Annotated in this window: 10 protein-coding genes; 4 read left to right on the forward strand and 6 right to left on the reverse strand. The window is 45.7% G+C overall.

Features of this window, described 5'->3' with window-relative positions; translation table 11 throughout:
* Positions 1-78 precede the first annotated feature (78 nt).
* On the reverse strand, positions 79-2,625 hold the full coding sequence (locus B7360_RS16900) for an Ig-like domain-containing protein (RefSeq protein WP_085344073.1): 2,547 nt from the start codon (positions 2,623-2,625) through the stop codon (positions 79-81).
* Between the two features lie 376 nt (positions 2,626-3,001).
* Here B7360_RS16900 and B7360_RS16905 point away from each other — a divergent pair, with 376 nt between their 5' ends.
* On the forward strand, positions 3,002-4,366 hold the full coding sequence (locus B7360_RS16905; protein ID WP_012841489.1) for a sodium-dependent transporter: 1,365 nt from the start codon (positions 3,002-3,004) through the stop codon (positions 4,364-4,366).
* 105 nt (positions 4,367-4,471) lie between these two features.
* Here B7360_RS16905 and B7360_RS16910 read toward each other — a convergent pair whose 3' ends face one another.
* The 5 genes from B7360_RS16910 to tsaA all read right to left on the reverse strand — a co-directional run bounded on the left by B7360_RS16910 (position 4,472) and on the right by tsaA (position 8,349).
* Positions 4,472-4,663 (reverse strand): DUF4250 domain-containing protein, encoded by a 192-nt coding sequence (locus B7360_RS16910; RefSeq protein WP_012841490.1) that lies wholly within the window; start codon positions 4,661-4,663, stop codon positions 4,472-4,474.
* The gene (locus B7360_RS16915; protein WP_005391765.1) at positions 4,663-4,869 is read right to left on the reverse strand and encodes a YaeP family protein; all 207 of its coding nucleotides are present in this window, start codon (positions 4,867-4,869) and stop codon (positions 4,663-4,665) included. Before B7360_RS16915 ends, B7360_RS16910 begins: the two co-directional genes overlap by 1 nt.
* A gap of 111 nt (positions 4,870-4,980) precedes the next feature.
* Positions 4,981-5,649 (reverse strand): tellurite resistance TerB family protein, encoded by a 669-nt coding sequence (locus B7360_RS16920; RefSeq protein ID WP_085344075.1) that lies wholly within the window; start codon positions 5,647-5,649, stop codon positions 4,981-4,983.
* A gap of 177 nt (positions 5,650-5,826) precedes the next feature.
* A complete protein-coding gene (locus B7360_RS16925) occupies positions 5,827-7,542 on the reverse strand; it encodes a proline--tRNA ligase (RefSeq protein ID WP_046874977.1) in 1,716 nt (571 codons plus the stop codon).
* Positions 7,543-7,653: 111 nt separating this feature from the next.
* Positions 7,654-8,349: a tRNA (N6-threonylcarbamoyladenosine(37)-N6)-methyltransferase TrmO gene (gene tsaA / locus B7360_RS16930; RefSeq protein WP_085344077.1), complete on the reverse strand. Its 696-nt coding sequence runs from the start codon at positions 8,347-8,349 to the stop codon at positions 7,654-7,656.
* Positions 8,350-8,472: 123 nt separating this feature from the next.
* Between tsaA and B7360_RS16935 the strand changes: the two genes are divergently transcribed.
* The 3 genes from B7360_RS16935 (at position 8,473) to B7360_RS16945 (ending at position 10,679) form a co-directional block, all read left to right on the forward strand.
* Positions 8,473-8,733 carry a type B 50S ribosomal protein L31 gene (locus tag B7360_RS16935; RefSeq protein ID WP_012841491.1) on the forward strand — a complete coding sequence of 87 codons (261 nt, stop codon included), beginning with the start codon at positions 8,473-8,475 and terminating at the stop codon, positions 8,731-8,733.
* A gap of 3 nt (positions 8,734-8,736) precedes the next feature.
* Positions 8,737-8,862, forward strand: a complete 126-nt coding sequence (gene ykgO / locus B7360_RS16940) for a type B 50S ribosomal protein L36 (protein WP_009844388.1) — start codon at positions 8,737-8,739, stop codon at positions 8,860-8,862.
* Between the two features lie 230 nt (positions 8,863-9,092).
* On the forward strand, positions 9,093-10,679 hold the full coding sequence (locus tag B7360_RS16945; protein ID WP_006742541.1) for an AbgT family transporter: 1,587 nt from the start codon (positions 9,093-9,095) through the stop codon (positions 10,677-10,679).
* Positions 10,680-10,736 lie beyond the last annotated feature (57 nt).

Below are 10,736 nucleotides of genomic sequence, written 5' to 3' on the forward strand. Positions count from 1 at the left end.
TCTTTTCGTTTTTACTTACTTGAACAAGTAATGAAAGCAAGACGATATTTCCGTTTTACCCGCTTGTTCTTTGATAGCTTATTGCGCGTTCATCTCGGTGAGCTTATCGCCGACAGGTTTTGAGAAATTAAAACCATCATACTGATCCCAGTTGATAGACCACGTCATTACCCCTGCATAATTCGGGTAATTGAACGCTGGCTTAACGGTGCCGCATGAAGTGCCTTTGGTTAAACAATCTAGTGCGCTGATAATATTCTGTGTCGGAGCCTGACCTGAATTTGCCGAGCTAGGACCTGAAGGTAAGCCGATTGCGACTTGATCATCACGTAGTGGTGCAAACTGAGTGCCGTCGGCCAATTCAAAGCCTTCGATAAGCATTTTAGATTGCGCTACCATCATATCCACAGAGCCTTCTGGTGCACTGCCTGGCAGATATGGGTTTGGCAAACCACCGTTGTTATATAGCTGGACGTGAAGTAGGTCGAGCGTGCTGCGTGTCTCGTTAATCACAGGAATGTAAGCTCCCCAAATACCGCTGTAAGCCACATAGCCGCCTTGAACATAAGGATGCTCAGGTGCCATGGTTAGGTACATGTCGCCACCCATGTTTTGCTCTATTTGAAGCAAAGCACGACCAAGGCGAGCTTGAATTTGCGAGCCATGAACCAAGTTAGATCCACTCTCTAAATCCACATCAAGACCATCAAAGCCCCACTCAGCGATAAGACCTGTTAGGCTAGAGACAAAGTTGGCTTCGTCTTGATCGGTATTCAACGTAATCGTGCCTTCTGCGCCGCCAAGAGAGAGAACAAACTTCTTACCTTTAGCTTGAAGCGCTGCCATGTCTTGTTTGAACTGTGCTGGGTCGAGCGCTGGACAATCGCTGTAAATATCGCCTGAATATAGATTAAAGTGCACGGTGCCATCACTGTTGCGATCATTTTCAGCAAAGGCAATATCAATCACATCCCACGCATCTGCCATATCCGCTAGACGAATTGGACAGCCCGCTCCATTTACAAAATTGTGCCAGTAACCGATGAGTTTATGACGTTTCTCTGCTTGCTCAACCACCGTTATTGCTGCTGCGTCAGACAATGCATTGCTTCCTGACAAATCCACAGCTTGGGCGCTAACTGTAAAGTTACCAAGTGCAGTTGGTGTCCAGTTGGCTGTGTAAGGTGCCGTGGTATCGGTTGCAACAATAGAGCCGTTGATCATGAAATCAACGTGCTTAATGCCTGAAGTTAAAGACGTTGCATCTGCACTTAATGCGAGGTTTTTGCCTAAGCCGACGATTTGACCGCTACTTGGTGAAGTCAGTGAGACGACCAAATCTTTATCGCTGACTTCCACACCAACCAAGGACTCTGACGTGTTGTTATCATTATCGGTTGCGACGGCTTTAAGTTGGTTAGCGCCAATAAGTGTGGCGTTCCAAGTAACGGAATATGGTGCTTGAGTGGTGACCCCTAAGCTGGTGTTGTTCGCAAAAAACTCAACTTGCGTGACGGTGCCATCAGCATCGCTTGCGTTTGCCGTGATTTCGTTATTGCTGCCAGCGAGCACGACTTGTCCATCCGTTGGTGCCGTAATGGTAACTTGCGGTGGTGTCGAGCAAGCACCTAGGCCACTCCAAGCATCTTGCCAGTATAGCCCTTCACCTGGTTCGTAAGCCCATGTCGCATCCGAGGAACACCAACCAGCAACATCACAACGATATTTTTGGTTGAAGTGAGAAACCAGGTCGCCAACTTGATAACTCGTTCCCGCCGCGTAAGGCACTGCATCTGAACATCCGCCCGTCCCTGTTTCTGAATTACTAACAACAAGCGTTACTTCTTGGCTCATGGTTGCGAGGTATGTGTCATCAGTCGCTTGTGCTTTAAACGAATGTGTACCAGCATTCGCGGTCCATTGATATTCGTAAGGTACGCTGGTATCAATCGCAACGGATTGATTGTTCACGAAGAACTCAACTTGTGTGACCACACCATCAATATCATCAGCTTGAGCGGCTACGGTTAGGTTATCGCCTACATTAAGCACTTCTGTGCCTACTGGGCTTGTCAATGAAATGCTTGGTGGCGGTAATTCGACTTGTGGTTGAACTTGGATAGAAATCGTCGTGGTGGTAACGGCTCCCTCATTGTCGGTCGCAATTGCGGTCAATTGCGAGACACCTTCAATAGCGGTCCAAGATGCTTCGAATGGTGCTTGAGTTACCACAGCAACCGTTTGGTTGCCTGCAACAAACTCAACTTGTGCGATTTGGCCATCTTCGTCGGCTGCGTTGGCTAGCAAGGTGATCGCACTGCCTTCGGGAATTTGTGCGTTGTTTGTTGGAGAGGAGAATGACACTGTTGGCTCTAGGTTGTTGCTTCCACCATCACATTGCCCTAACGCTTTCCATGCCTCCCAAGCCCCTGAATTAGTAACAGGGTCATTGCCTTGCGTCCAATACGCGGCCTCGTAAGCGGCTCCTTGCGTTTTTACTAAAGTGCCCGATGTATAAGTCGCAGTGCTGTCCCAGTCGGGTAAGCTTTGGCAGTTATAGGCTTGAGCTTGGTAGCTGACGCTGAGTGCTGCAACCATCGCTCCGTGAAGTAGAGTGACCTTCATTTTCCTCTCCTTGAGTCATGGATATAAATGAGAACAGAGTAATAACTAGCTGATAAATAGACATAAGGGGGAAAAAGCGAAGCACAATATTCTGCTTTTCGACACAGTATCACGAGGAACTATTCGTTCCTTACACCAAAGCTCATTATTTTTCGGCTCACTTCACGATGGGAGAATCATAAATTCTAAGCGTGTGAAAAAGACAAAAGTCGCCAGGTCTTAGAATGATGAATGTGAGATGTACGTTAAAATTTACAAGCTGAATGACTGTGAATTGTTTCAACTGTCGAGTATTTAACCGGAGTGCTCTTGTTGAATAGTGAATATTGCTATAGTGTACTAGTTAGCTAGTTCAATGATATTTTGTGTGAGTAGTATGACACAGCAAACCTCTTCTCAGCCTCGTGAGCATTTTGGCTCTCGTCTCGGATTCATCTTAGCAGCCGCAGGTGCCGCAGTTGGCCTTGGCAATATTTGGGGCTTTCCAACCCAAGCTGCCAGTAATGGCGGCGGTGCTTTCCTGTTGGTTTATTTGGTGATGATTCTTATCGTCGCATTTCCTATGCTGGTGGTTGAAATGGCGATTGGTCGTCATGGTCAAGCCAACCCGGTAGATAGTATGCGTTCGCTTACCAATCATCCGGTAGGTAAAAAGCTCGGCGGTATTGTGGGCTGGATAGGTTTAAGCGTACCAAGCGCTGTTTTAGCGTTTTACTCTATTGTCGGTGGTTGGTTGATCTGCTTTTTACTGGGTGCAATCACAGATCTAATGGGGTTAGAAGCCGCAACTCAATGGCTAAAGGGCTTTAGCGTTGAACGTAACTTGTTCGGAACCATTACTTTTTATGTGCTAACGATTCTCATCGTACAAGGTGGCGTAAAACAAGGTATTGAGAAGTGGTCCACACGTTTGATGCCAGCATTGTTTGTTTTGTTTGCTCTACTGTTTGCTTACATCATGACGCAAAACGGTGCGATGGAAGGGCTAAAGCACTACTTGGTACCGGATTTCGAAAAGGTATGGGACCGCAAGTTGATTCTTGCTGCAATGGGGCAGGGCTTCTTCTCGCTTACGATCGGTGGCTGTTCAATGCTGATTTATGGCTCTTACTTGAGTAAGAAAGAGAACCTACCAAAGATGGCGATGAACGTGACCATGGTAGATACTGCCGTTGCTTTCATTGCAGGGTTAGTGGTGATGCCAGCGATGTTTGTTGCGATGCAAAAAGGCGTTCAAATCTATGCTGAAGATGGCTCTCTATTAAGCTCTGATACGTTGGTATTTACCGTATTGCCGTTGATGTTTGATAGCTTAGGTTTGCTTGGTCAATTGTTCTCTATTGTGTTCTTTTTATTGCTGACGATTGCGGCGCTAACGTCTTCCATTTCAATGTTAGAGTGTCCAGTGGCGTTAGTGAGTGAGCGTTTCAACACCAAGCGTAGCGCAACGAGCTGGGTTTTAGGTGGTCTCATCGCCTTGTTCAGTGTGGTGATTGTTTATAACTTTGGCGCTCTGTTTGGTATGGTCGCGACGGTTGCTACTCAGTATCTACAACCAACCGCTGCGCTCTTATTCTGCTTATTTGGTGGTTGGGTATGGAATCGCAACTCAAAAATCAAAGAGCTTGAGCAAGGTTGCCCGGAGTTTACGCAAGGTTGGTTTGGTAAGTTATGGCCTGCGTATGTGAAGTTTGTATGTCCAATTCTTGTGGCTACGGTCATCTGGGCTTCATTCGGCTAATCGAAACGTCTATTGGACAAAAGAGAAGGGCTTGATGAGTGATCATCAAGCCCTTTTTCATGTTGATTATTCCCCGTTTCAGTTACCCGCGGTGATTGCTGCGGGTTAACGGAATTGTCCTGCTTCTGGAAGAAAGTCAAAACCAGCAGAAGCCAGTTTTGCTTCTAGTGCTGTGCGATCGATATCGAAGAAAGCTACCAGTTTATCTAAGTCACCACCGAAGTCGTCGCGTAGCTTCATATTTACAATGCTCATGAGCATGACAGGATCCATGGATTCAAAGTTCGCTAGATTCATTACTTATCCTCAAAATCTGAAATCAGTAGGTTTGCCGCAGCAAATGCCGCTTTTTCACGCACTTCTTTAGGCAGAGACTCATCCGCCGCAACATCGTTCAGCGCTTTAACAGCACATGAAATTGCCTGAGGAATGTAAGCTTGATCGCCACTACCAATTTGAGCATAAAGCTCACGAACCAGTTCACAACAGCCGTATACTTGCATGTTTTCTTTCCACTAAATGATAACTTATCTCAATATACACACAGCAGATTTGAAACTCAAAGTGCAGAGTTGTTTTGGCTCAAGTTGAGGAGTTGCTTGAGCGAGATTTAATCACTGCACTTGTACTTCTAACTGCTGAGTGACTTCTGGTGAAAGCTGAAGCTGTTTTGCCAGTTCTTGCAAATACGCTTTTTCCATGAAGTTTTGCTCATCAGCAACAATCAAAGACGCGAGATAAATTTCTGACGCTTGTTGAGGAGAGGTCGCCTGATTAGCAATTTCAGCAGGATCGAGCGGTTTGTTTAGTTCTTGCTGAACGAGTTGACGTACGTGCTCATCTGCGCCCATATCTGCGAGGGCTTGCTCGATGCGGGCCATTTCCTCTTCATCGACATGGCCATCGGCTTTTGCGGCTCCAATCATTGCTTTTAAAATTAGTACACTGTGTTTGCTGTCATCGGGGTCAAAGATCTCATGAACACCTTGACCGGACTGTTTGGCTTGCCAGTCGTTATAAACTTTGTAGGCTAATGCTCCAAGCGCAGCAGCGCCACCGACTTTTAATGCGCCCGAGCCTATTTTCTTGGTCATTTTTTTACTTTTCTTCGAGCCCATCAGCATACCGACAAGGCCTCCGCCAACGGCACCTGCTCCTAGCGTTTTCAGGCTACTTGAGTTTGATGAGGATTTGATGTTGTTAGTTTGTTTACCTAACGCATCAGCTCCTTGCTTGAGTAAGTCTGATTTGAGTGCTTGGTTTAGAAGACTTTTTAAATCCATAACTGACCTCCTTTAGATGATGAAATCAGTTTAATAGCAAGAAGCTGAACCAAAGATTAACAAAGTGAATAGATCTAAAGGGGAGTAGTAAGGTTGCCCAGTAATAAAAAAGGGCTGACCGAAGCCAACCCTTTCTAATTATTTTGAAATTACTTCAAATGCGAACTCGTAGAGCGCTTACTTTAGTTGAGCTTTTACGTGCTCGATAATATCAGTCATTGCGACTGGCGTTTTCTCACCAGTAGCACGGTTCTTGTATTCGAAGTTGCCTTCTTTCATTGAGCGGTCACCGATAATAATGGTATGCGGTACACCAATAAGCTCCATGTCAGAGAACATTACGCCTGGGCGTTCTTTACGGTCGTCAAATAGGACTTCGATGCCCATTGCCGTTAGCTCAGCGTACAACTTCTCAGCGGCTTCTTTTACTTCTTCTGACTTGTGCATGTTCATTGGAACGATCGCAACCTGGAATGGTGCGATTGCATCTGGCCAGATGATGCCGTATTTGTCATGGTTTTGCTCAATAGCAGCCGCTACGACGCGAGTGATACCGATGCCGTAACAGCCCATTTCTAGGATGACGTTCTTACCATCAGGACCAAGTACACCACAGTTCATCGCTGCCGAGTAAGCGTTGCCAAGTTGGAAGATATGGCCAACTTCGATACCACGCTTAAGCTGGATAGTGCCTTTACCACATGGGCTTGGATCGCCTTCAACCACGTTGCGTAGGTCTTCAACTTGACCAAGCTCTGCGTCACGACCCCAGTTAATGCCGAAGTAGTGTTTGCCATCGATGTTCGCGCCCGCACCGAAATCACTCATTACCGCTACGCTGCGGTCAACGATGAACGGCAGTTTAAGACCAACAGGGCCTAGAGAACCAGGACCAGCACCGATAAGCTCACGAATTTCTTCTTCAGATGCCATTTCCAGTGGAGCTGCAACCTGAGGAAGGTTTTCTGCTTTCACTTCGTTCAGCTCATGATCGCCACGAATGATAAGCGCGATGATTGGTGCATCAACTTCGTCAGACGCTTTCACAAACAAAGTTTTCACTGTTTTTTCAATTGGCAGCTCGAACTGTTCAACCAATTCAGCGATTGTTTTTGCGTTTGGCGTATCTACCAACGTCATTTCTTGCGTTGGTGCCGCTGCTTCAGAGGCTGGAGCTAGTGCTTCTGCTTTTTCGATGTTTGCCGCGTAATCTGACTCGGTAGAGAATGCGATGATGTCTTCGCCACTTTCAGCCAGTACGTGGAACTCTTGAGAGCCGCTACCACCGATAGCACCGCTATCTGCTAGTACAGGACGGTAATCCAGACCCATGCGATCGAATGCTTTGCAGTAAGCATCGTGCATTGCGTCGTATGACTTTTGTAGGCCGTCTTTATCAATGTCAAAGCTGTACGCATCCATCATTGAGAACTCACGTGAACGCATTACGCCAAAACGTGGGCGTCGTTCGTCACGGAATTTGGTTTGGATTTGGTACAGGTTTAGCGGAAGCTGTTTGTAAGAGCTCACTTCATTACGAACAAGGCTAGTGATCACTTCTTCAGCGGTTGGGCTAAGTACAAACGGACGAACATGACGGTCAGTAAAGCGAAGTAGCTCAGGACCCATCTTTTCGCTGCGGCCTGTCTCTTCCCATAGTTCAAACGGCTGAACAACGGGCATCAAAGTTTCGACTGCGCCTGCATTGTCGATTTCTTGACGAACGATGTTTTCGACTTTACGCAGTACACGTAGACCAGTAGGTAGCCAGGTGTATAGACCTGAAGCCAGCTTACGGATCATACCTGCACGTAGCATGAGCTGGTGGCTCACTACTTCTGCGTCGTTTGGAGTCTCCTTCAGAGTAGAAAGAAGATAATTACTGGTACGCATTAAATTTATCCGTTTATTTAAGTTAGATACTCAAGCTTGAATAAGCTGGAGTATGGGAGTTCCCGAAAGGGAAATTTATTAGCCGTCTATAATATCAGCCAATTGCGTTTGTCAAAAGCTTTCAATAGCGGTAACCGTTATTAAGTTGCTTGTTGCTGTGAACTTTACGTTCAAGTCGAACAAATTTACCGCATATTCTTTGCCGTCCGGCTTGTTTTTCTTGTATGCAGGACGAGGATCTTGGGCCAGAACTTGTTCAATGACTGACCTTACATAGTCAGTATCGGATCGATTTTCTATCGTTGCTAATGCTTGAGCAGAAAAGTTGACTTGTGACTTTTCTGGTTCTTGGTCTGCGTATCCACCTTGTGCTTCTGGAATCGAATCCGAATAGGGGATATAGGGCTTAATGTCCACAATCGGTGTGCCATCCACGAGATCAACACTGCCTAGATCAAGATAGATTTGATCGCCTTGCTTAGTGACTCCGTTTACTTCAACGGCTGACATTCCGATTCCGTTTGGGCGGAAAGTAGAGCGTGAGGCAAAGACACCTATTCGTTCATTGCCGCCTAGTCGTGGCGGACGGACGGTTGGCTTCCAACCTGCTCCCAAATTCTGATCAAACAAAAATAACAGCCAAACGTGAGAGAACTGTTCTAGCCCGCGTACTGCTTCAGGGCTATTCGCTGCGCCTAACAGTTTTACGCGTGCTTTCGCAGTTGGTACTAAGCGAGGCTGGCGCGGTACTGCAAACTTTTCTTTGTACGGTGTCTCAATGACACCGATGGGTTCAATGGAATACATGGTGGACATCTTTAAGAATTCATTGAGATGAAAAGTATCACAAATTTCTCTTGCTTTTCTTGTTGATAATGATTATTAATTATAACGTTATAACATAACATTTTAATTGAGAGGAAAAGTATTATGAAACCAGGAATCCACCCTGAATATCGTCCAGTGGTGTTCCACGACACCAGCGTAGATGAATACTTCGTTGTTGGTTCTACGTTGAAAACAGAGAGAACCATCGAATGGAAAGATGGCAAAACCTACCCTTACTTTACGTTAGATGTGTCGTCAGCCTCCCATCCGTACTACACCGGTAAACAGCGAGTGGTTCAAACAGAAGGTCGTATTGCGAACTTCAACCGTCGTTTTGGTCAATTTAAGAGCGAAAAGGAATAAATCATGAAGGTAGTAAAATCATTAAAAAGTGCAAAAAGTCGTCATCCGGATTGCCAGATCGTAAAACGAAGAGGGCGTCTATATGTCATTTGTAAGGCGAATCCGAGGTTTAAAGCTGTGCAGAAGTAATCGTTCTGCATATTTCTGGTTTATGGTTTTGTTTGGTTGATAATTTTGACTTAACTGTTTTACATGGATGAAATATCTACGTTTTTGTTTATTATTGGTTATAAAACTCTCTAATGGTCACAGTTTGTAACATTTAGGGCTTTTCTTTAACCTTCTACTCAAGTACCCTTCGCTCGCTTTTTTGACATTTTTGTCACATTTGCACAGGAATAAAAACAAGGAGGGAACAGATGAGTTCATCTGATTCAATTAAACAAAACTCGCCTAAGAAGCCGCTGTTTACGCGCTTTTTGGATACTGTCGAATATTTGGGGAACTTATTACCTCACCCGATCACACTATTTGCCATTTTCTGTTTAGCCATTCTGGTGATGTCGGGCATTGCAGGATACTTCGAAGTTTCCGTTGTAGACCCTCGTCCTGAGGGCGCAAAAGGTCGTGCCGCAGATGGCATGATTCATGTCGTCAGCTTACTTAACGCTGATGGACTCGAACTTATCGTTACTAACTTAGTGAAAAACTTTGTTGGCTTTGCGCCTTTAGGCACGGTTTTGGTTGCGATGTTGGGTGTTGCTATTGCTGAGTACTCTGGTTTGCTATCTGCAGCTATGCGTGGCTTGGTCATGGGCGCATCTCAACGCATGGTAACAGTGACTGTTGTTTTCGCTGGTATCATTTCAAATACGGCATCAGAGCTGGGGTATGTGGTACTTATTCCACTGGCAGCAATGCTGTTCCATTCTCTAGGTCGTCACCCACTTGCAGGCCTCGCTGCGGCATTCGCTGGTGTATCTGGTGGTTATTCAGCAAACCTACTTATCGGCACGGTTGACCCGCTACTGTCAGGTATTACTGAAACAGCAGCGCAAATGATTGACCCAACTTACACTGTTGGTCCAGAAGTTAACTGGTACTTCATGTTTGTTTCGACGTTCTTCATTGCAATCACTGGTGCGTTTGTTACTGAAAAAATTGTTGAGCCAAAGCTTGGCAAATACAGTGAAGAAGAAGCCTCAGAAGATTTGTCGAACGACAAAATGGGCGGCTTGACAGACATTGAGAAGAAAGGCCTAAAACTAGCAGGTGTTGCTGTACTGGTTGTTTCTGCGTTGCTTGCTTGGACGGTTGTTCCAGCAGACGGCATCTTACGTTCTGATGCAGGTACAATTGCAGGTTCTCCATTCCTGAAAAGTATCGTGGCATTCATCTTTGTGTTCTTTGCTATCCCAGGCTTTGTGTTTGGTAAAGTTGTTGGCACGATGAAGACGGATCGCGATGTAATTGATGCAATGGCGAAATCTATGTCTTCTATGGGCATGTACATTGTATTAGTTTTCTTTGCTGCTCAGTTCGTTGCTTTCTTTAAATGGACTAACTTCGGTCAGGTATTCGCGGTTGCTGGCGCTAGTTTCCTGCAAGAAATTGGCTTAACTGGCCCAATGTTATTCTTTGCCTTCATCCTCATGTGTGGCTTTATCAACCTAATGATTGGTTCGGCATCGGCACAGTGGGCAGTGACGGCACCGATTTTTGTTCCTATGTTAATGCTTGTTGGTTATGCACCGGAAACGATTCAGGCTGCTTACCGAATTGGTGACTCGACGACAAACATCATTACTCCAATGATGAGCTACTTTGGTTTGATCCTAGCGGTAGCAACTCGTTACATGAAGAACTTAGGTATCGGTACGCTGATCGCGACCATGCTACCTTACTCAATCTGCTTCATTGTCGGTTGGAGTGTGTTGTTCTATCTATGGGTATTCGTATTTGGTTTACCAGTAGGCCCTGGCGCAGCAACATACTACACACCGTAAAAACGGTTACTTCACACAGCTCCATTACAAAAGCCTGCGAACGTCGCAGGCTTTTTT

This window comes from Vibrio sp. ArtGut-C1, from assembly GCF_002105475.1.
In the GTDB taxonomy this organism is placed as follows: domain Bacteria; phylum Pseudomonadota; class Gammaproteobacteria; order Enterobacterales; family Vibrionaceae; genus Vibrio; species Vibrio diabolicus.